The sequence below is a fragment of the Pseudomonas sp. AC255 genome (assembly GCF_979258175.1).
In genome coordinates this window covers 5,822,773-5,844,225 of record NZ_OZ409841.1, presented here as the reverse complement: position 1 = coordinate 5,844,225, position 21,453 = coordinate 5,822,773, and the positions used below count along the sequence as shown (strand labels likewise).

The window sequence follows — 21,453 nt, the reverse complement described above, 5'->3', positions numbered from 1 at the left end:
CCACGGCCGACTGTCGGCCTCTTGTCGGCGATTCTGCGTATAGCGCAGACCGTGCGTTTACCTATCCGCGACATTGACATACTTATCGCGACCAGCCCTTGAACACCGGGGCTTGCGCGTCGGGAACAGATTGCGCCATGTCGCGCATGGATAAGGTTCCCCCCAGCGCCGGCCCCACACTCGCCCCAACACAAGACGACTTCTTTACACCTTGCGTAGCAACCGTTTTGCAGCACACCTGATCAGCCACTTTCGCCGGCCACGCAGAGGGCCATGAGGATTACATCGATGGACGTCACCGCAAAAATCAGCCTGGGCGATCCGCTGGAACCCGCACGCAAGGCCACCGCGCAAATGCTTCAGGAGCGCGAGCGCACTTTTTCGCTGCCACAGCCGTTCTACAGCGACGAGCGCCTGTTCGATATCGATATGCAGGAGATCTTCCAGAAGGAATGGTTGATCGCTGGCATGACCTGCGAGATCCCGGCCAAGGGCAACTACCTGACCCTGCAGGTCGGCAAGAACCCGATCATCGTCATTCGCGGCGCCGAGGGCGTGGTGCACGCGTTCCACAACGTCTGCCGCCACCGTGGCTCGCGCCTGTGCACCAGTGAAAAAGGCAAGGTCGCCAAACTGGTCTGCCATTACCACCAGTGGACCTACGAACTGGACGGTCGCCTGCTGTTTGCCGGCACCGAGATGGGCGCCGACTTCGACATGAATCAGTACGGCCTGAAACCGGTGAACGTGAAAACCGCTGGCGGCTACATTTTCATCAGCCTGGCGGAGAACCCGCCGGCCATCGATGACTTCCTGTCGACGCTCAACCATTACATGGAACCGTACGACATGGAGAACACCAAGGTGGCGATCACCACCACCTTGATGGAAAAGGCCAACTGGAAACTGGTGCTGGAAAACAACCGCGAGTGCTACCACTGCAACGCATCGCACCCGGAACTGTTGAAAACCCTGCTGGAATGGGACGACGTCACCGACCCGCGCGCCGATCAGGCGTTCAAGGATCACGTCGCCGCTTCCGCCGCTGCCTGGGAAGCGGAAAAGATCCCTTACGCTCACGCCAGTTTCGGCTTGCGCAACCGTATCGTGCGCATGCCGCTGCTCAAGGGCACCGTGTCGATGACCCTCGACGGCAAGCAGGGCTGCGCGAAACTGATGGGCCGCATCAAGAACCCGGACCTGGGCTCGATGCGCATCCTGCATCTGCCGCACTCGTGGAACCACTGCATGGGCGATCACATTATCGTCTTCACCGTGTGGCCGATCAGCGCCCAGGAAACCATGGTCACCACCAAGTGGCTGGTGCACAAGGACGCCGTGGAAGGTGTCGATTACGACGTCGAGCGCATGCGCCAGGTGTGGGATGCGACCAACGATCAGGACCGCCGTCTGGCTGAGGAAAACCAGCGCGGGATCAACTCCACCGCTTACCAGCCGGGGCCTTACTCCAAAACCTATGAATTCGGCGTGGTCAACTTCGTCGACTGGTACAGCGAGAGGATGTTGAACAACCTCGGGGCTGAGCCAGCGCCTTACCTCAAAGGCGTACCGGTTCAGGGCTGATCAAGAGCAAAAGATCGCAGCCTGCGGCAGCTCCTACAGGTGGAATGCATTCCCCTGTGGGAGCGAGCCTGCTCGCGAAGACGCCCTGACCCACGCTACATCTTCCAGCTGATCAATTTCCGATCAACCACCCCCGTCCCCATACCCACCAAGCCCTCCAGCCTTCCGCAAACAAGTTATCCACATACCCGCCCACAGCAAATGGGGGTAACTGTGGATGACTCAAAAAATATCCTGCTGATTTGCAAAGAAAAATCGTGACTTATGCTGAATCGCGGTTTCCCAAAACAATTGATCGTTTTTTGATCATGCCCGTACACAGCACGGGTTCAAAGGCCTGTAGCGGGTAGCGAACACGTTATCCACAGAAGCGCCAACAGAGATCGGGGACAACTTTCAATCTCCTGTGGAAAAACACCCATGACTGGGGAAAACCCCTTCGTCTTAACAGCTCTCGGCGCCCGGGGATCACATTTGATCAATAATTGATCAAGCCAATGGAAGCCACGGTCCATATGGCCTACAGCTGATAGCGAACATCTTATCCACAGAAGCGCCAACAGAGATTGGGGGCAACTTCTCGATTTATACCGAGGGAAAAGCCCGTTAAATCCGAGAGTTACGCTGATCGTTTTTTGATCTTACGGCTGGAAGGCTTGAATGGCGTGGAATGCGCGGAAGGGCGAACACGTTATCCACAGCTTCGCCAACAGGGATTATGGGTAAGCAGTACAGATTGGCGGTGAAGAAATGCCAATGTGGGAGCGAGCCTGCTCGCGAAAGCGGACTATCAGCTGATACATGTATCGACTGACCCATAGCTTTCGCGAGCAGGCTCGCTCCCACAGAGGTTATTCCATGCCTGGAAGAGGGTGACTAGCGGACAACGCCCTCTTCAATCAGCAGCTTCAGAATCGCCTCCGCCCCAGCCTGCGCGGTAACGCCCTTGAGCACCTGCCCACCGCCACCACTGGCTTTGGCCGTAGCGGCCTTCATCCGGTCGGCGCCGCTCTTGGCCTTGATCACCTTCAAGCGCTTGGGCCGTGGCTTGGCCGGTTGCAGCGTGGCAACGGCCAACAACTCATCTTCCACCGTTTCAACGTCGTCGGCGGCCAATTCGCCCCGTCGCGCCGGGCCGTACGCGCTCTGCCGAGGCTTCGGGGCGGCGTTATCCACAGTCGCCAGAAACGGCAGTTTCACCTTCAAGCGGCGTCGCTGCCCGCGCGGCAACGCTTGCAGGACCAGCGCCGAACCGTCATTGATTGATTCGACCTGCGCCAGGCCCACCACCAGCGGCCAGCCCAGGCCTTCGGCCAGGAGGAACGGCAACATCCCCGAACCTTCCCCGGTTTCCGCCTGACTGCCGGTCAGCACCACTTGCGCCCCGGCGTCGCGCAGGTACGCGGTCAGCGCCGGCAATGCATCGGCGCCAACGGGTTGTTCCAGCACATGCAGTTGTTCCAGGCCCATGCCCAGATAGGCACGCAGGGCCGGTTCGGCAACATCACCGGCATGCAGCACTTGCAGGTTATCCCCATCCAATTGCAGGCCCAGTTCCACCGCGCGCGCATCCTGATCGGCGCGCCGTGGCCGACCTGAGGTCGGGTGAGCGCCGATTGAAACCAGACTGATAACATTCGTGTTCATAGGGTTTCCTTACGCCGCATCGCGCTTGGCTTCGTTGCGGTAAGCCGCGACCGCTTCGATCAACGCTTGCAGAATCTCTGCGCTTTCGCCGATCACCGAGAGGTCGGCACGCTTGATCATGTCGCAACCCGGATCAAGGTTGATTGCCACCACCTTGTCGCAGGCGCCAATGCCTTGCAGGTGCTGGATTGCGCCAGATATACCCACAGCCACATAGACCCGCGCAGTGACCCAGGTGCCGGACGCGCCGACCTGACGATCGCGCGCCATGAAGCCGTCGTCCACCGCAACCCGCGAAGCGCCTTCGGTGGCGCCGAGGGCCGCCGCTGTTTCGTGAAACAGCTGCCAATCCTTGACGCCGTTGCCGCCGGAGAAAATGAACTCCGCTTCGGCCATCGGAATCGCTGCCGGATCCACCGCCACGGCACCAAGATCTTCGATTCGCGACAAGCTGCGCGCGACGCTTGTGGATAACTCCACTGGCAACGCTTCGTGACGAGTTTCGCTGACCGGTTCTGCGCATTCGGCAGCGGCGAGAATCAACCGCGCCACCGGACGCGCCAGATCTTGCAATCCGGCCCCGGCGCGGCCGATGCACTCCTGATCCTTGACCTGCCAGACCCGCGTGGCCGGACGCTCACCCAGCGCTGCAGCAAAGCGTCGGCCGAGTTCGCCGCCACCGCTGCGGCTGTCCGGCAGCAACCAGTGACGCGGGTTGAATTGGTTATCCACAGCGCGCAAGCCCTGCACCCGTTGTTCCGGTGCATAACCGCTGAATTCATCGCCTTCGAGCAGCAACAGGCGATCGACGCCAGCGGTCTCGAAAGCGCTTTCCTTATGCTCGCCGAACACCACGGCGAGCACCGCACCATCGGTGCCGGCCAGTTGGTGAGCAAGGCCGAGCAGATCGCGGTCGTGGCTGCTCAGGCGACCGCCGACCATATCCGGCACCACGCTGATGTAGAACGCCGGGGCCGGTACCTGATGCAGCGGCAACTGCACTTCAACAGCAGCCGAGCGTTTGACCGCCCCACCCTGCTGCGCGCCGCTGCGGTCAATGCGTTTGATGCCGTTGGGGCCGATAAAACCCATGCCGTGCAGATTCTTGCGGATGACGCCATTGGGACCCATCCAGCTGTGTTGCGCCGGTTGCATCGCCGCGTGCAGCGGATGCAGGCGGTTGCGCGCAATCCATTCGGCGCGCGGGTCGCGGCGGATAATGTCGCTCATCAGTGCACCTCCGCAGGTTCACGTTTGGCCGGCGTGGCAGGCTTGCTTGGCGCGGCGTCTTCGAGCAGCGCGTCGGCCACCAGTTCGGCGATGTCCTTGATCAGCGGACGCGGTTCGACCACGCCTTCGAGCATCGCCGTGCACTGTGGACAACCCACCGCCACCAGTTCGGCGCCGGTTTCGCGGATGTCTTCCATGCGCATGTCGGGGATGCGCTGCTTGCCCGGAATGTCGGTGATCGGCGCGCCGCCACCGCCGCCGCAGCAGCGCGAGCGGAAACCTGACCGTTGCATCTCTTTGACTTCGATGCCGAGCGCGCGCAGCACTTCACGCGGCGCTTCGTACTCGCCGTTGTAGCGGCCGAGATAGCATGGATCGTGATAGGTCACGCTGTGGCCTTTGTGCTGCCCGAGGTTGAGCGCGCCGGCCTGAATGATCTCGGCCATGTAACTGCTGTGGTGCTGCACCAGATAGTTGCCGTCGAAGGCGCCGTACTCGTTTTTCAGCACATGGAAACTGTGCGGATCGCAGGTGACGATGCGGTTGAAGCTGTATTTGGCCAACGTCTGGATATTGCGTTTGGCGAGCTGCTGGAACGTTGCTTCGTCGCCGAGACGGCGGGCCACATCTCCGCTGTCGCGTTCCTCAAGACCGAGTACGGCGAAGTCGACTTTCGCTGCCTTCAGCACTTTGACGAAGGCACGCAAGGTGCGCTGGTTGCGCATGTCGAAGGCGCCGTCGCCGACCCAGAAGAGCACGTCGGTGGATTTCTTTTCGCTGAGCAGAGTGAGGTTCAGGTCCGCTGCCCAGTTCATCCGCCCGCCCGGGGCGAAACCGCCGGGGTTGTCGGTTGCAATAAGGTTCTCGAGAACTTCGGCACCCTTGTTCGGCGTCGCGCCTTTTTCCAGGGTCAGATGCCGGCGCATGTCGACGATCGCATCGACGTGCTCGATCATCATCGGGCACTCCTCGACGCAGGCGCGGCACGTGGTGCATGACCACAGGGTTTCAGCATCGACCAGACCGTTGACGATTGGTTGATGCGGATTGCCGGAATGCTCGCCGATTGGTTTGCCCGGATACGGGCTGCCGGCGAACTTAGCGTCAGTGCCGCCGGCGAGGCCGACGACCATGTCCTGAATCAGTTTTTTCGGGTTCAGCGGCTGGCCGGCGGCGAAGGCCGGGCACGCCGCTTCGCACTTGCCGCACTGCACGCAGGCGTCGAAACCGAGCAACTGGTTCCAGGTGAAATCCTTGGGTTTTTCCACGCCCAGCGGCGCATCGGGATTGTTCAGGTCCAGCGGCTTCAAACCGGTCGAGCGCCCGCCGCCAAAGCGTTCCGGGCGACGGTGCCAGGCCAGGTGCAGCGCTCCGGCAAAGGCGTGTTTCATCGGCCCGCCCCAGGTCATGCCGAAGAACAGCTCCGACACGCCCCACAGCACGCCAACACCGAGGATGGCGGCGAGCACCCAACCGCCGAAGTTTTCCGGCAGGATTCCCGCCACCGGCAGGGTCACCAGGAAAAACGACGCGGAGAAGGCCAGCAGGCTTTTCGGCAGGCGCATCCACGGGCCTTTCGACAGACGCGCAGGTGGATTGACCCGGCGCAGATACATGAAGATCGCGCCGACAAACATCACCGCCGACATCAGCAGCAAGGCGTAGCCAAGGATGCGGTTATGCAGGCCGAAACCGTGCACCAGAGTGGCCAGCACAATCGACGCCACCGCACCGCCCGCCGTGGCGACGTGGGTGTTGGCAATGTATTTGTCCCGCGCGACGACGTGGTGCAGGTCGACCATGTAGCGCTTGGGCATGGCCAGCAGACCGCCGAGCAGATCGACCTTCGCCGCCCGCCCCCGGCGCCACATGTTCATCCGCCGCAACGCGCCGAGGACAGCAAGGCCCAGGGCTGCGAACAACAGGATTGGAAGAAGGGTGTTCAACATGGTGAAGCTCCCACCAGACAGCCTGGAGAAACACGATCCGCTTTACTGTGGGAGCGAGCCTGCTCGCGAAAGCGCTGGGTCAGTCGACATCAGCGTCAACTGACAGATAGCATTCGCGAGCAGGCTCGCTCCCACAGGGTTATGTGCAAGCCTTAAAAGTCTTTACACAGTCTGAGTGCGTCATAGATCGCGGCGTGGGTATTACGCTGCGCCACACAGTCGCCGATGCGGAACAGCAAGTAGCCGTCGCCCGCTTCGCTCAGCGAAGGTTGCGGCTGGATCGCGAACAGCGCTTCGACGTCGATCTGGCCCTTGTTGCGCGAGCCGTCCTTGAGCGCGTAGTAGATTTCCTCGTCCGGGCGTACGCCGTTTTCGACGACCACCTGATCGACCACCCGCTCCTCTTTCGCGCCGGTGTATTCGTTCTCCAGCACCGCGATCAGCTTGTCGCCTTCGCGGTAGACCTTCTCCAGCATCATGTCGCCGGTCATGATCACTTCTTTCGGGTACATGCTGCGGTAGTAGGTCGGGAACGACGTACCGCCGATGGCCACGCCCGGCTTGATGTCGTCGGTGACGATCTCGACCTGGCTGCCCTTGTCGGCGAGGAAGTCGGCCACCGACATCCCGGTGAACTCGCAGATGGTGTCGTAGACCAGCACGTTCTTGCCCGGCGCAACCTTGCCGTCGAGCACGTCCCAGCTGCTGACCACCAGCCCTTCGGCCGCGCCCCAGTGTTCGTTCTGCTCAAGGTACGGATGACCGCCGACCGCCAGCACCACCACGTCCGGACGCAGGTCCATGATGGTGTCGGCATCCGCCGCCGTGCCCAGGCGCAGATCGACTTTCAGCCGCGCCAGTTCCAGCTGGAACCAGCGAGTGATGCCGGCGATCTGGTCACGCTGCGGTGCTTTCGATGCGGTGGTGATCTGCCCGCCGATGAAGTCTTTTTTCTCGAACAGTGTGACGTCGTGGCCCCGCTCGGCAGCCACGCGTGCTGCTTCCATCCCGGCCGGGCCGGCACCAACGATCACCACTTTGCGTTTCGGCCCGGTGGATTTCTCGATGATGTGCGGCACGCCCATGTATTCACGGGAGGTCGCGGCGTTCTGGATGCACAGCACGTCCAGGCCCTGATACTGGCGGTCGATGCAATAGTTGGCGCCGACGCACTGCTTGATCTGGTCGATCTGGCCCATCTTGATCTTGGCGATCAGGTGCGGGTCGGCGATGTGCGCGCGGGTCATGCCGACCATGTCGACGTAACCGCCTTCAAGGATGCGCGTGGCCTGGTTCGGGTCCTTGATGTTCTGCGCGTGCAGCACCGGCACCTTGACCACTTCCTTGATCCCGGCAGCCAGATGCAGGAACGGCTCCGGTGGATAACTCATGTTCGGAATGACGTTGGCCAGGGTGTTGTGGGTGTCGCAACCCGAGCCGACCACGCCGATGAAGTCGAGCATGCCGGTGTCGTCGTAATACTTGGCGATCTGCTTCATGTCCTCGTGGGACAAGCCGTCCGGGTGGAACTCGTCACCGCACAGGCGCATGCCCACGCAGAAATCGTCACCGACCTCGGCGCGCACGGCTTTGAGGACTTCCAGGCCGAACTTCATCCGCCCTTCGAAGGTGCCGCCCCATTCGTCGGTACGCTTGTTGACGCGCGGGCTCCAGAACTGGTCGATCATGTGCTGGTGCACGGCCGACAGTTCGACGCCATCGAGGCCACCGGCCTTGGCCCGGCGCGCCGCCTGGGCGTAGTTGCCGATCACTCGCCAGATCTCTTCCGGCTCGATGGTTTTGCAAGTGGCGCGGTGCACCGGTTCACGGATGCCCGAGGGCGACATCAAGGTCGGCCAGTTGAAGCCGTCCCAGCGCGAGCGACGGCCCATGTGGGTAATCTGGATCATGATCTTGGCGCCATGCTTGTGCATGGCGTCGGCCAGATTCTGGAAGTGCGGAATGATCCGGTCGGTGGACAGATTGACCGAACTCCACCATTCCTGTGGGCTGTCGATCGCCACCACGGACGAACCGCCACAGATGGCCAGGCCGATGCCGCCCTTGGCTTTCTCTTCGTAGTATTTGACGTAGCGGTCGGTGGTCATGCCACCGTCAGTCGCATAGACCTCGGCGTGCGCGGTGCTGAGCACGCGGTTGCGGATGGTCAGTTTGCCGATCTGGATCGGCTGGAACATTGCTTCGAAAGCCATGGCACGGTCCTCGGCTTACAACGGCTTGACGATAAACAAGCCGTCATCGTGGCCCTCTTCGGAGCCCCCGTAGACTTGTTCGGCCACAGTACGAATCTTGCTGCCACGGGCTTCGAGAATCTGGTCCATGGCGCCGGCGAACCAGCCGGTGAACATGTAGTCGACCTTGCGCCCGACCTTGCCGTAGACATAGACAAACGCCGAGTGCTCGAGCTTGACGCTGGCGGTGCCTTTGTCGAGGTCGATGTCCTGGATCTTGAACAGACCCCAGCCGCGCTGCGACAGGCGTTTCATGTAGTGCTCGAACACCGCGACGCCTTCCAGGCCGTGGCATTCGGCTTCCTTTTCACACCAGTGCCAGGCGGATTTGTAGCCGGCCTTGTAGAGGATCTCGGCATAGGCTTCAGCGCCGAGCACTTCCTCGATGCCCATGTGGTTGTTGACGAAAAAGTGACGCGGCACATAGAGCATTGGCAGGGCGTCGGAGGTCCAGACACCGGTCTCGCTGTCGACTTCGATTGGCAATTGCGGGGCGATCTTGGCCATGGAAACTTAACTCCAGAAAAATGATGGTTCAGTGTTGGCCGCGGCCCTCACCCCAGCCCTCTCCCGCAGGAGAGGGGGCAGATCGGCGGCGGTCTTGAGAAAGCGTTATTCGCCCCAGACGTTCTTAAGAACGCTTACCCAGTTCTCACCCATGATCTTGCGCACCACACGCTCGGAATGGCCGCGCTTGAGCAGGGTTTCGGTGAGGTTGGGGAATTCGCCGACGGTGCGGATGCCCAGCGGGTTGATGATCTTGCCGAAGCTGGTCAGGCGGCGGGCGTAGCCCTTGTCGTGGGTCAGGTATTCGAAGAAGTCCTGGCCGTGACCCTGAGTGAAATCGGTGCCGATACCGATGGCGTCTTCGCCGACGATGTTCATGGTGTATTCGATCGCTTCGGCGTAATCGTCGATGGTCGAATCAATGCCCTTGGCGAGGAACGGCGCGAACATGGTCACGCCGACGAAACCTCCGTGGTCGGCAATGAACTTCAGCTCTGCATCGGATTTGTTGCGCGGGTGCTCTTTGAGACCCGACGGCAGGCAGTGCGAATAGCAGACCGGTTTTTTCGATTCGAGAATGACTTCTTCGGAGGTCTTGGAACCGACGTGGGACAGGTCGCACATGACGCCGACGCGGTTCATCTCGGCGACAATCTCGCGACCAAAACCCGACAGGCCGCCGTCACGCTCGTAGCAACCGGTGCCGACCAGATTCTGGGTGTTGTAGCACATCTGCACGATGCCAACGCCGAGCTGCTTGAACACCTCGACATAGCCGATCTGGTCTTCGAAAGCGTGGGCATTCTGGAAGCCGAAGAGGATGCCGGTCTTGCCCTGCTCCTTGGCGCGACGGATGTCGGCGGTGGTGCGCACCGGCATCACCAGGTCGCTGTTCTCGCGGATCAGTTTCTGGCTGGCAGCGATGTTGTTCACGGTCGCCTGAAAGCCTTCCCACACCGACACAGTACAGTTGGCCGCCGTCAGACCGCCCTTGCGCATGTCTTCGAACAGCTCGCGGTTCCATTTGGCAATGATCAGACCGTCGATAACGATGCTGTCGGCGTGTAATTCGGCTGGGCTCATCAGGCGTCCCCTTATTGGCGATTCATGCGCCGAATCGTCTGCCGGCGCTTTGGGGCCAGCATATGCCTCGGTGCCGGGGCGACCGGGTGCAAAAACGACAGGGGAATTGCCGAAAGCGTCAATCCGCGACAAAGGGTCGTCGGCCGCCCTCCTCGGCTGGCTGTTCAAGCCCGCGCGCTTACGCCAGAATCTGCCGCAGCCTGCACCTACCAACGGATTAGAGCGACCCCAATGAAATCAATAATCCTCGCCCTGGCACTGATTGCGACCGGCGCCCACGCCGCCGAAGAATCCGAGAACAACCCGTGCGATGCGGTGGAAAACGACATCCAGACCCTGGAATGCTCTGCCTACAGCCGCAGCACCGCCGAGGACCTGCTCAAGGACAACTACGCCAGCCTCAACGAACGCATGCAGACCGCCTACGGCAAGAACCCGACGCAACTGGCCGACATCACCGCCAAACTGAAAACCGCCCAGCAGCAGTGGTTGAAGACGCGGGATGCGGATTGCGCGGTGGAAGCGTTCCCGGCCACGGCGGGAAGCAAGGCCTTCACCATTGCGCAGAATGATTGTGTCGCGCGGATGAGTGATGAACGGTCGGAGTTTTTGGAGTCGATCGGGCAGGAATAAACATACAAAGGATAAATCAATGATTCCTCATGAAGTGGTCAGCCATATGGTTGATGGCGCAACACCGATCCGCGCCTGGCGCGAACATCTCAACCTGACTCAGGAAGAAGTGGCCAAGCGCATGGGCATCTCGCAACCGGCGTTTGCCCAGCAGGAAACAGTCGCCAAACCCCGCAAGGCCACCCGCGAGAAAATCGCCGCCGCGTTCGGCATCACAGCCAGTCAGCTTGAGCTGTAGGCTGCCCTCTTTATTCAAAGGAATTCCCATGAACATCTGCGGCATTGAAATCAAAGGCAGCGAAGCGATCATCGCCGTGGCGGCGCTCGATGGTTCGACGTTGAGCCACGTCCCTCTCGCCACGAAGAAGATTGCTCTGGATGACGACGACGAGGCGGCGAACGTGCGGCGGTTTGCGGCGCAGGTGGCGTCGTTTGTGCGGGAAAACTCGGTGGACCGGATCGCGATCAAGAAGCGCAGCAAAAAGGGCGAGTTTGCCGGTGGGCCGACGACGTTCAAGATCGAGGGCGTGTTTCAGTTGCTTGATGGCTGTGAGGTGACGCTGCTGTCGCCGCAGACGATCAATGCCCAGGCCAAGAAGCACAACTTTGAACTGCCGGGGACGTTGAACAAATATCAGCATGAGGCTTACAAGGCGGCGTGCTCGGCGTTGGTGAAGAAATAAGCCTCTCTCAGGCGCCGGAAATTATGTGGGAGCGAGCCTGCTCGCGAATGCAATGTGTCAGGCAACATCAGTGTTGGATGACAGACCGCTTTCGCGAGCAGGCTCGCTCCCACATTGCTTTCATGCAAGCCCATTCACGCCTGCGCGGTACGCCGGTCTTCCCGGGGGCAGCGGGCGAAACGTGCGCGATAGCTGCGGGTGAAATACGACGGCGATTCAAACCCGCAGGCAATGCTCACTTCGAGCACGCTCATGTCGGTCTGGCGCAGCAACTGCCGGGCCTTTTCCAGCCTTAACCGCAGATAGAAATTGCTCGGCGTATCGTTCAGGTGCAGCCGGAACAACCTCTCCAGTTGCCGCCGGGTCACCTTGATCGACTCCGCCAGTTGCAGCGTGGTCAGCGGTGGTTCGCTGTGCTGTTCCATCTCGCCGATCACCTGCACCAGTTTCTTGTTGCTGATGCCGTAACGCGTGGCGACTTCCATGCGCTGGTGATCCTTGCGCGGGCGTATGCGCCCGAGCACAAACTGCTCGCTGACCTGAATCGCCAGTTGCGGGCCGTGGGCCTGGGCGATCAGGTCGAGCATCAGATCAATCGAGGCCGTACCTCCCGCCGAGGTGATCCGCCGCCGGTCGATCTCGAACAGCTCCTGGGTGACGCTGAGCTGTGGATAAGATTCCTTGAAGGCATCGATCGCCTCCCAGTGCAGGGTCAGGCGATGGCCGTCGAGCAGGCCTGCTTCGGCAAGGACGAAGCTGCCGGTGTCGATCGCACCGAGGGTTACGCCGTCGTTGTCCAGCCTGCGCAACCAGTGCTCCAGCGTCGGCGTGATGAACTTCAGCGGTTCGAAGCCGGCCACCACCAGCAAGGTCGCGCCTTTCTTCAGCGGCTCCAGCGCTGCATCGGCGTTGACCGACATGCCGTTGCTCGCCAATACCGCGCCGCCATCGGCGCTGAGCACATGCCAGCGGTACAACTCGCCGCGAAAACGGTTGGCCACGCGCAACGGTTCGATCGCGGAAATAAAGCCGATGGCAGAGAACCCCGGCATCAGTAAAAAGTAGAAATCCTGGGACATGGGCGCACTCGGTTGGCGGGTCGCGTGGCTCGTTGATACGCCGATTATCGGCGGCGTTCAAGCGTGCAGGTCGCTACAGTGCAAATGCCAGTCGCCGCAGTGCGCTTTCACGGGCCTATAGCTGCGTAACTTGGCCTCACCGGCGCGCAGATGCCGGGAACCACAATAATCGAACTGCCGAGGAACCCGACATGAAACGACTGATCAGCAGCTGCGTTCTTGCACTCAGCGGTACCGCTTTCTTCAGCACCGGCGTGATGGCGGCCGAACCGGCCTCCTGCAAGAACGTACGCATGGGCGTGGTCAACTGGACTGACGTGATCGCCACCAGTGCCATGACCCAGGTCCTGCTCGACGGCCTCGGCTACAGCACCAAACAGACCAGCGCCTCGCAGCAAATCATCTTCGCCGGGATCCGCGATCAGCGTCTGGACCTGTTCCTCGGCTACTGGAACCCGCTGATGACGCAGACCATCACGCCGTTCGTCGAGGCCAATCAGGTGAAAGTGCTCGAAGCACCGAGCCTGAAAGATGCCCGCGCCACTCTCGCCGTGCCGACTTATCTGGCCGACAAGGGGCTGAAAACTTTCGCCGACATCGCCAAATTCGAGAAGGAATTGGGCGGCAAGATCTACGGCATCGAGCCAGGCTCGGGCGCCAACACGCAGATCAAAGCGATGATCGCCAAGAACCAGTTTGGTCTGGGCAAATTCCAGCTCGTCGAATCGAGCGAGGCCGGCATGCTCGCCGCCGTCGATCGCGCCGTGCGCCGCAAGGAAGCCGTAGTGTTCTTCGGCTGGGCGCCGCACCCGATGAACGTCAACATCCAGATGACCTATCTGACCGGCAGCGAAGACGCCCTCGGCCCGAACGAAGGCATGGCCACGGTTTGGACGGTCACCGCGCCGAAATACGCCGAGCAATGCCCGAACATCGGCCGCCTGCTGGCCAACCTGACTTTCACCGCCGAATCCGAGAGCCGGATGATGCAGCCGCTGCTCGATCACAAGGATGCCTTCGAGTCGGCGAAGCAGTGGCTCAAGGATCACCCCGAAGACAAACAGCGCTGGCTTGAAGGTGTGACGACTTTCGATGGCAAACCGGCTGCTGAAAATCTGCAACTGACCAGCAAATAGCCCCTCGATTGAAGAGCCCCTCACCCTGACCCTCTCCCCAAGGGAGAGGGGAATTTGACGACGCTTCGCAGCCCCGCAACGGGCTGCGGACAGACACATCACGCCTGAAGGAAACGCACCATGAACCACGACGTCATCATCACCTGCGCACTCACCGGTGCTGGCGACACGACCGCCAAAAGTCCACATGTGCCGATCACCCCGAAACAGATTGCCGCTGCAGCGGTGGAAGCGGCCAAGGCTGGCGCCACCGTGGTGCACTGCCATGTTCGCGATCCGCAGACCGGCAAGTTCAGCCGTGACGTGGCGCTGTACCGCGAAGTGATGGAGCGCATTCGCGAGGCGGACGTCGACATCATCGTCAACCTGACCGCCGGGATGGGCGGCGACCTGGAAATCGGACCTGGCGAGAAGCCGATGGAGTTCGGCCCGAACACCGATCTGGTCGGTCCGCTGACCCGTCTCGCCCACGTTGAACAGTTGCTGCCGGAAATCTGCACCCTCGATTGCGGCACGCTGAACTTCGGCGACGGCGACACCATTTACGTATCCACTCCGGCGCAACTGCGCGCCGGCGCCAAGCGCATCACCGAACTGGGGGTGAAGGCCGAACTGGAGATTTTCGACACCGGGCATCTGTGGTTCGCCAAGCAGATGATCAAGGAAGGCTTGCTCGACAACCCGCTGTTCCAGCTGTGCCTGGGCATCCCGTGGGGCGCACCGGCCGACACCACCACGATGAAAGCCATGGTCGACAACCTGCCCGCCGACGCGGTGTGGGCCGGCTTCGGCATCGGCCGCATGCAGATGCCGATGGCGGCGCAAGCGGTGCTGCTCGGCGGCAACGTGCGGGTCGGCCTGGAAGACAATTTGTGGCTGGACAAAGGTGTGCTGGCGACTAATGGCCAATTGGTTGAGCGCGCCACGGAGATCCTCAGCCGCCTCGGTGCCCGGGTGCTCACACCGGCAGAAGGCCGGAAGAAAATGGGCCTGACCCAGCGCGGCTGATCCATCACCCATTTCACCTGTAGGAGCTGCCGAAGGCTGCGATCTTTTGACTTTGATTTTTTAGAAGCAAGATCAAAAGATCGCAGCCTTCGGCAGCTCCTACAGGGCTCTTCGAACTCTTCAGGACATCACCATGCGCTTTATCACCGAAATCAAAACCTTCGCCGCTCTCGGTAGCGGTGTCATCGGCAGTGGTTGGGTCGCCCGTGCCCTCGCACACGGCCTCGATGTAGTGGCCTGGGATCCGGCGCCCGGCGCTGAGGCGGCATTGCGCCAACGCGTGGCCAATGCCTGGGGCGCGCTGGAGAAGAACGGCCTGGCGCCGGGTGCTTCGCAGGATCGTCTGCGTTTTGTCGCGACCATCGAGGAATGCGTGCGTGACGCCGACTTCATCCAGGAAAGCGCCCCGGAGCGGCTGGAACTGAAGCTCGATCTGCACAGCAAAATCAGCGCCGCGGCCAAGCCCGATGCGCTGATCGGCTCCAGCACTTCAGGCCTGTTGCCCAGCGAGTTCTACGAGAGTTCGACGCACCCTGAACGCTGCGTGGTCGGGCATCCGTTCAACCCGGTGTATCTGTTGCCGCTGGTGGAAGTGGTCGGCGGCAAAAACACCGCGCCCGAGGCGGTGCAAGCGGCGATGCAAGTCTACCAGTCCCTCGGTATGCGCCCGTTGCATGTGCGCAAGGAAGTGCCGGGTTTCATCGCCGATCGCTTGCTTGAAGCGCTGTGGCGTGAGGCATTGCACCTGGTCAACGACGGTGTCGCGACGACCGGCGAGATCGACGATGCAATCCGTTTTGGCGCTGGTCTGCGCTGGTCGTTCATGGGCACGTTCCTGACCTACACCCTGGCCGGCGGCGATGCCGGCATGCGCCACTTCATGTCGCAATTCGGTCCGGCGTTGCAGTTGCCGTGGACGTATCTGCCGGCACCGGAGCTGACCGACAAGCTGATCGATGATGTGGTCGATGGCACCACTGATCAGCTCGGTCGGCACAGCATTTCGGCGCTGGAGCGCTATCGTGATGATTGTTTGCTGGCGGTGCTTGAAGCGGTGAAGACCACCAAAGAGAAGCACGGAATGAGTTTCAGCGAATAATCCGCCACCTGATCGTTGCCACGCTCTGCGTGGGAATGCAGCCCGGAACGCTCCGCGTCCCAGAAGCGTGACGCAGAGCGTCACAGGAGGCGTTACCACGCAGAGCGTGGGAACGATCGCCGCCAGGAGAAACCATGCCCCACCTCACCACCTACCAAACCACCATCATCCCCGACTGGGTCGACTACAACGGCCACCTGCGCGATGCCTTCTACCTGCTGATCTTCAGCTACGCCACCGATGCGCTGATGGACCGCCTCGGCATGGACAGCAGCAACCGCGAGGCCAGCGGCCACTCGCTGTTCACCCTCGAACTGCACCTCAATTATCTGCACGAAGTGAAACTCGACACCGAGGTCGAAGTGCGCACGCAAATCATCGGCCATGACAGCAAGCGCCTGCACCTCTATCACAGCCTGCACAAGGTCGGCGATGAGCAAGAGTTGGCCGGCAATGAACAGATGCTTTTGCACGTCGACCTCGCCGGCCCGCGCTCGGCGCCGTTCAGCCCCGATACGTTGCATCGCTTGCAGACCATCGTCGCGGATCAGACCGACCTGCCCGCTCCCGCTTACATCGGCCGTGTGATCGCGCTGCCACCCGCTCGGTAAATCCCCCCATCGCCAAGGAGCCGCCATGAACACCGCCGTCGCTGTTGCCGATTTTCGTACTTATCCGTTGATCAGCGCGCTCGGTGGCGTGCAGGGTCTGGCGGATCGCGTTGTCATCGAATGGGCTGACGGTCGTGTCAGCCCGTTTCACCACGTATGGCTGCGCGACAATTGCCCGTGTGATCAATGTGTCTACAGCGTTACTCGCGAGCAAGTCTTCGAAAGCGTCGATGCCGCCGAGGATTTGCAACCGCTGGCCACGCGCATCGACACCGATGGTTGCCTGCGCATCGACTGGCAGGACGGTCACCTCAGCCGCTTCGACCCGGGCTGGCTGCGCGCACATGCCTATGACGATGAATCCCGCGCCGAACGCCTGGCCGGCAAACCGCAGCCCCGTTTGTGGCACAGCGATCTGCAGTTGCCAGTGTTCGACTTCACCGCGCTGATGAACGACAACGCCGCGCTGCTGCAATGGTTGCTCGCCGTGCGCGACATCGGCCTGACCCAAGTGCGCGGCGTGCCCACCGAGCCGGGCTCGCTGAAGCTCATCGCGCAACGGATTTCCTTCATTCGCGAAAGCAATTTCGGCGTGCTGTTCAATGTGCAATCCAAAGCCGACGCCGACAGCAACGCCTACACCGCCTTCAACCTGCCATTGCACACGGATTTGCCGACTCGCGAGCTGCAACCGGGGCTGCAATTTCTGCATTGCCTGGTGAATGATGCCGAGGGTGGCGAGAGTATTTTCGTCGATGGTTTTGCGATCGCCGACGCCTTGCGTCTGGAGGAGCCGCAGCTGTTTGAGGCCCTGTGTGAAATACCCGTGGAGTTCCGCAACAAGGACCGGCACAGCGACTATCGCTGCCTGGCACCGGTCATCGCTTTGGATGCGCTGGGCCGGGTGGCGGAGATTCGCATGGCCAACTTTCTGCGCGGGGCGTTCGATACGTCGGTGGCGCAGATGCCGTTGCTGTATCGCGCCTATCGGCGCTTGATTGCGATGACCCGCGAGCCGCGATTCCGGCTGATGCAGCGGCTCAAGCCGGGCGAATTGTGGTGCTTTGACAACCGCCGCACGCTGCATGCGCGCAATGCTTTTGATCCAGCGACCGGGGCGCGGCATTTTCAGGGCTGCTATGTCGACCGGGATGAGTTGTTGTCGCGGATTCTGGTGTTACAGAGGTAGATCTGTGGGAGCTGGCTTGCCAGCGATGGCGTCAGCTCGATCACCCCCGTGATTCACGGCAAAAAAACTCCGATCAAGCCGTGACAGGATCGGAGCTGAGGAGGGTACTGTTGAGGAGCTGCCAGGCGAGGGTGACCAAACCTTCGTGAAGCGAGCTGAGGCCAGTGTGCCTAGTCGACAATCCAGTCGGTTAGCCGAAAACGACCTGTTCATAGTCGTCCCGGCCACCGCGACAAAACGCCCTTGCCGCGTCCGGTCGGGGCCACCAGAATCGAGCCAAGACCTCCGTTGCCACAGAAGGATTTGCGTAATGATGTACGCCGATTTGATTGACCAGGAAGATCTGTTGGGCCAGCTCAAGGCCTTGGGTATTCAGGTGCCGAGCGGTACCACCGCCGAGCAGGCCTGTGAGTGCGCGGTGCGTGGCCTGGATAATGTTCGCGCATTCGAACTGCGCAAGATGGTCAAGGACATGTACACCAGCGGCGCCAGCATTCAGCCGGCGGTGCGTCAGGCGATCGACAAACAGTTGTTGCCGGCCCTCTCGCAATACCAGCAGTCACACAGCGCCTGAGAAAAGATCAAAAGATCGCAGCCTTCGGCAGCTCCTACAGGGGAACGTATTCCAAAAGTAGGAGCTGCCGAAGGCTGCGATCTTTTGCTTTACAGCCTTACGCTGGCAAACGTCGACTCATTGCGCGCCTGACTCAGCGCCGACATCGGCCCCGACAGCGGCGACATCACGATGGCCTGCGGCAGCGGCAGCATGGCTACCTGCTGGGTGGTGTTGGAGCCCACGCGCTCGTCACGTGGCGGAATGCCGAAGTACTCGCGATAGCACTTGGAGAAGTGCGGCGTGGAGACGAAACCACACACCGACGCCACTTCGATGATCGACATCGGCGTCTGCTTGAGCAGTTGCCGGGCGCGGATCAGGCGCAGCTTCAGGTAGTAGCGCGATGGGGAGCAGTGCAGGTATTTCTGGAACAACCGCTCCAGCTGTCGACGCGACACCGCGACATACACTGCCAGCTCATCAAGGTCGATCGGCTCTTCCAGATTGGCCTCCATCAACGCGACGATTTCCTGCAGCTTCGGCTGGTTGGTGCCGAGCATGTGCTTGAGCGGCACACGCTGGTGATCCTGTTCGTTGCGAATGCGCTCGTAGACGAACATTTCCGAGATCGCTGCCGACAGTTCACGACCGTGATCGCGGCTGATCAGGTGCAGCATCATGTCCAGCGGCGCGGTACCGCCGGAACTGGTGAAGCGGTTACGGTCGAGGGTGAACAGGCGTGTGCTCATGGCCACGCGCGGGAAAGCTTCCTGCATCGCCGCCAGACATTCCCAGTGCACGCTGCAATCGAAGCCGTCGAGCAGACCGGCGCAGGCCAGCGCCCAACTGCCGGTGCACACCGCGCCCAGGCGCTTGGACTGGCGCGCCTGACTTTGCAGCCAAGAGACGTGTTCACGGGTCACGGTGCGTTGAATGCCGATGCCGCCGCAGACAATTACAGTGTCCAGGGGCGGGGCTTTGTGCATGGAGGCGTCGGGAGTGATCTGCAGACCGTCACTGGCCCAGACCTGGCCGCCATCGACGGTGAGGGTGCTCCAGCGATACAGCTCGCGACCGGACAACTGGTTGGCCATGCGCAGCGGCTCAACGGCGGACGCCAGGGAAATCAGCGTGAAATTGTCCAGCAGCAGAAAGCCGATGGATTGAGGCGCACGGTTCTGGGGTTGGGCCCCGGAGTTGAACGACGTCATCGCGGTATCTCCTCACACAAAGCGGGTGGCGGCCTCAGGCGGAGGCTCTTGTTATTGCCCGCGTCTCACAGAGAAAGCAGGCTTTGTTATGACAGAGCAATTGCCGTGCCTGAAATTGGACGGCCATTCAATAACTCCTGAAAACGACCTCGCGACGCGTCTATACGAGACCTCGGAACACGCCATTTTGAAGTGCCATCAGGCGCCGTGACTGCCCTGCCGCGCAGCCTGTGAGCAGATCGGTAGCACTTGTGGGAACTGGCCTGCAGAGGATTTGCACAGAGTGTCACCGCAAGCACGGGCGACGGACGGTCAGGTAACGACTGACGAGTCACGACTGACAATGACGCTTGTCTGATTGCGACGCGCCAAAAGGTGGCGTGGCTGGATCGAGGTGTTCTTTTGTCGAGCAGTTTTGACTGGTCTGGCCCTATCGCTGGCAAGCCAGCTCCCACAGGGATTTGTGGTGTAAACCAAATGGCATCAACGCTGAAGAACCTGTGGGAGCTGGCTTGCCAGCGATAAGGGCAACGCGGTTTCAGCACTCAACCGCACTGACCGCCAAGCCACCGCGCGAAGTTTCCTTATATTTGTCATGCATATCGGCGCCGGTATCACGCATGGTGCGGATCACCCGGTCCAGCGAGATAAAGTGCTGACCGTCGCCACGCAGAGCCATCTGCGCCGCGTTGATCGCTTTCACTGCGGCAATCGCATTGCGCTCGATGCACGGCACTTGCACCAGCCCGCCGACCGGGTCGCAGGTCAGGCCCAGATTGTGCTCCAGGCCGATTTCCGCCGCGTTGCACAACTGCTCAGGGGTGGCGCCGAGAATCTCCGCCAGCCCTGCCGCCGCCATGGCGCAGGCCGAACCGACCTCGCCTTGGCAGCCGACCTCCGCACCAGAGATCGAAGCATTCTTCTTGCACAAAATGCCGACCGCCGCCGCGCCGAGGAAATAGTCGACGACGTTGGCGTCAGTGACTGCCTCGCTGAATTTCATGAAGTAGTGCAGCACCGCCGGGATGATCCCCGCCGCGCCGTTGGTCGGCGCGGTAACCATGCGCCCGCCGGCAGCATTCTCTTCATTGACGGCCAGGGCGAACAGGTTGACCCACTCCATCGCGCTCAGGGTCGAGCCGATGACATTGGGTTTATTCAGCTCTTGCAGGCTGCGGTGCAACTTCGCCGCACGCCGCCGCACGTTCAGGCCGCCGGGCAGAATGCCTTCGTGCTTGAGGCCCTGCTCGACGCAATCCTGCATCGCCCGCCACAGTTTCATCAGCCCGGCACGGATCTCTTCTTCGCTGCGCCAGACCTTTTCGTTGGCCATCATCAGTTCGGCGACGCGCAGGTTGTGCGTTTTGCACAACTGCAGCAGCTCGACCGCACTGGAGAAATCGTAGGGCAATTCGGTGCGATCCAGATCGACCACACCGCTGGCCGCTTGCGCCTCATCAACGACGAAGCCGCCGCCGACTGAATAGTAGGTGTCACGATGCAGCTCACCGAATTCGCCTTCGGCCACCAGGGTCATGGCGTTGGGATGGAATGGCAGGTTTTCGTCGATCAGGCGCATGTCCCGCGCCCACACAAACGGCACAGCCAGACGGCCATCCAATAAAAGCGTATGGGTTTCGCGCAGCGCCTGAATGCGCGGGCCGATCTGCGCCGGGTCGATTGCGTCCGGCCACTCGCCCATCAGGCCCATGATCACCGCGTTGTCGCTGCCGTGGCCGATGCCGGTGGCCGATAGCGATCCGAACAACTGCACCTCGATGCGCCGCACCTGCTCCAGTTGATGCTTGCCGCGCAGCGACTCGACAAATAGTGCGGCGGCGCGCATCGGGCCGACGGTGTGGGAACTGGAAGGGCCGATGCCGATTTTGAACAGGTCGAAAACGCTGATAGCCATTGCTGCGAAGCTCCTGAGAATACCGGTCCGGGCGGCAAAAGCGCCCGCTGGCGGAGCTGCTACGCTCAAGCTGCGATCCGC

Annotated in this window: 18 protein-coding genes and 1 pseudogene; 10 read left to right on the top strand and 9 right to left on the bottom strand. The window is 61.2% G+C overall.

The features are described from left to right. The first annotated feature begins 288 nt into the window (after positions 1-288). On the top strand, positions 289-1,584 hold the full coding sequence (gbcA, locus tag ACZZ0K_RS26335; protein ID WP_197891314.1) for a glycine-betaine demethylase subunit GbcA: 1,296 nt from the start codon (positions 289-291) through the stop codon (positions 1,582-1,584). An 876-nt stretch (positions 1,585-2,460) separates the two neighbouring features. Here the strand turns inward: gbcA and etfB are convergent. The 6 genes from etfB to ACZZ0K_RS26305 all read right to left on the bottom strand — a co-directional run bounded on the left by etfB (position 2,461) and on the right by ACZZ0K_RS26305 (position 10,252). Then, positions 2,461-3,231 (bottom strand): electron transfer flavoprotein subunit beta, encoded by a 771-nt coding sequence (etfB, locus tag ACZZ0K_RS26330; RefSeq protein WP_258707291.1) that lies wholly within the window; start codon positions 3,229-3,231, stop codon positions 2,461-2,463. Between the two features lie 9 nt (positions 3,232-3,240). Further along, positions 3,241-4,461, bottom strand: coding sequence for an electron transfer flavoprotein subunit alpha (etfA, locus tag ACZZ0K_RS26325; protein WP_258707292.1), 1,221 nt, complete (start codon positions 4,459-4,461; stop codon positions 3,241-3,243). Next, entirely contained in the window at positions 4,461-6,410 is a 1,950-nt protein-coding gene (dgcB, locus tag ACZZ0K_RS26320) for a dimethylglycine demethylation protein DgcB (RefSeq protein WP_258707293.1), read from the bottom strand. The genes etfA and dgcB overlap by 1 nt, the downstream gene beginning before the upstream one ends. 152 nt (positions 6,411-6,562) lie before the next feature. Further along, on the bottom strand, positions 6,563-8,623 hold the full coding sequence (gene dgcA, locus ACZZ0K_RS26315; protein WP_024014595.1) for a dimethylglycine demethylation protein DgcA: 2,061 nt from the start codon (positions 8,621-8,623) through the stop codon (positions 6,563-6,565). 15 nt (positions 8,624-8,638) lie between these two features. After that, positions 8,639-9,169: a 4-vinyl reductase gene (locus ACZZ0K_RS26310; RefSeq protein ID WP_039757633.1), complete on the bottom strand. Its 531-nt coding sequence runs from the start codon at positions 9,167-9,169 to the stop codon at positions 8,639-8,641. A gap of 105 nt (positions 9,170-9,274) precedes the next feature. Further along, positions 9,275-10,252: a dipeptidase gene (locus tag ACZZ0K_RS26305; RefSeq protein WP_024014597.1), complete on the bottom strand. Its 978-nt coding sequence runs from the start codon at positions 10,250-10,252 to the stop codon at positions 9,275-9,277. Between the two features lie 231 nt (positions 10,253-10,483). Between ACZZ0K_RS26305 and ACZZ0K_RS26300 the strand changes: the two genes are divergently transcribed. The 3 genes and pseudogenes from ACZZ0K_RS26300 to ACZZ0K_RS26290 all read left to right on the top strand — a co-directional run bounded on the left by ACZZ0K_RS26300 (position 10,484) and on the right by ACZZ0K_RS26290 (position 11,568). Then, entirely contained in the window at positions 10,484-10,885 is a 402-nt protein-coding gene (locus tag ACZZ0K_RS26300) for a lysozyme inhibitor LprI family protein (RefSeq protein ID WP_039757631.1), read from the top strand. A gap of 10 nt (positions 10,886-10,895) precedes the next feature. Continuing rightward, positions 10,896-11,123, top strand: a pseudogene (locus tag ACZZ0K_RS26295) (helix-turn-helix domain-containing protein); the annotation flags it as partial. A 28-nt stretch (positions 11,124-11,151) separates the two neighbouring features. Then, positions 11,152-11,568 (top strand): DUF3010 family protein, encoded by a 417-nt coding sequence (locus ACZZ0K_RS26290; RefSeq protein ID WP_016772815.1) that lies wholly within the window; start codon positions 11,152-11,154, stop codon positions 11,566-11,568. A gap of 134 nt (positions 11,569-11,702) precedes the next feature. On the opposite strand, the gene ACZZ0K_RS26285 is transcribed toward ACZZ0K_RS26290, so the two are convergent. After that, entirely contained in the window at positions 11,703-12,647 is a 945-nt protein-coding gene (locus ACZZ0K_RS26285; RefSeq protein WP_041476759.1) for a GlxA family transcriptional regulator, read from the bottom strand. A 191-nt stretch (positions 12,648-12,838) separates the two neighbouring features. On the opposite strand from ACZZ0K_RS26285, the gene ACZZ0K_RS26280 reads away from it, so the two are divergent. The 6 genes from ACZZ0K_RS26280 to ACZZ0K_RS26255 all read left to right on the top strand — a co-directional run bounded on the left by ACZZ0K_RS26280 (position 12,839) and on the right by ACZZ0K_RS26255 (position 18,264). After that, positions 12,839-13,783 carry a choline ABC transporter substrate-binding protein gene (locus ACZZ0K_RS26280; RefSeq protein WP_071173857.1) on the top strand — a complete coding sequence of 315 codons (945 nt, stop codon included), beginning with the start codon at positions 12,839-12,841 and terminating at the stop codon, positions 13,781-13,783. Positions 13,784-13,903: 120 nt separating this feature from the next. Next, a complete protein-coding gene (cdhC, locus tag ACZZ0K_RS26275; protein ID WP_056786525.1) occupies positions 13,904-14,791 on the top strand; it encodes a 3-dehydrocarnitine:acetyl-CoA trimethylamine transferase CdhC in 888 nt (295 codons plus the stop codon). Positions 14,792-14,924: 133 nt separating this feature from the next. Then, entirely contained in the window at positions 14,925-15,890 is a 966-nt protein-coding gene (locus ACZZ0K_RS26270; protein WP_056786523.1) for an L-carnitine dehydrogenase, read from the top strand. A gap of 134 nt (positions 15,891-16,024) precedes the next feature. Continuing rightward, on the top strand, positions 16,025-16,501 hold the full coding sequence (locus ACZZ0K_RS26265; protein ID WP_056786520.1) for a thioesterase family protein: 477 nt from the start codon (positions 16,025-16,027) through the stop codon (positions 16,499-16,501). A gap of 25 nt (positions 16,502-16,526) precedes the next feature. Then, positions 16,527-17,690 (top strand): gamma-butyrobetaine dioxygenase, encoded by a 1,164-nt coding sequence (locus ACZZ0K_RS26260; RefSeq protein ID WP_258707294.1) that lies wholly within the window; start codon positions 16,527-16,529, stop codon positions 17,688-17,690. A 310-nt stretch (positions 17,691-18,000) separates the two neighbouring features. Beyond that, positions 18,001-18,264, top strand: coding sequence for a hypothetical protein (locus ACZZ0K_RS26255; RefSeq protein WP_041476764.1), 264 nt, complete (start codon positions 18,001-18,003; stop codon positions 18,262-18,264). A gap of 89 nt (positions 18,265-18,353) precedes the next feature. Here ACZZ0K_RS26255 and gbdR read toward each other — a convergent pair whose 3' ends face one another. Both gbdR and ACZZ0K_RS26245 read right to left on the bottom strand, forming a co-directional pair. Further along, the gene (gene gbdR / locus ACZZ0K_RS26250; RefSeq protein ID WP_007949927.1) at positions 18,354-19,457 is read right to left on the bottom strand and encodes a choline metabolism transcriptional regulator GbdR; all 1,104 of its coding nucleotides are present in this window, start codon (positions 19,455-19,457) and stop codon (positions 18,354-18,356) included. A gap of 538 nt (positions 19,458-19,995) precedes the next feature. Further along, a complete protein-coding gene (locus ACZZ0K_RS26245) occupies positions 19,996-21,372 on the bottom strand; it encodes an L-serine ammonia-lyase (RefSeq protein WP_150636868.1) in 1,377 nt (458 codons plus the stop codon). Positions 21,373-21,453 lie beyond the last annotated feature (81 nt).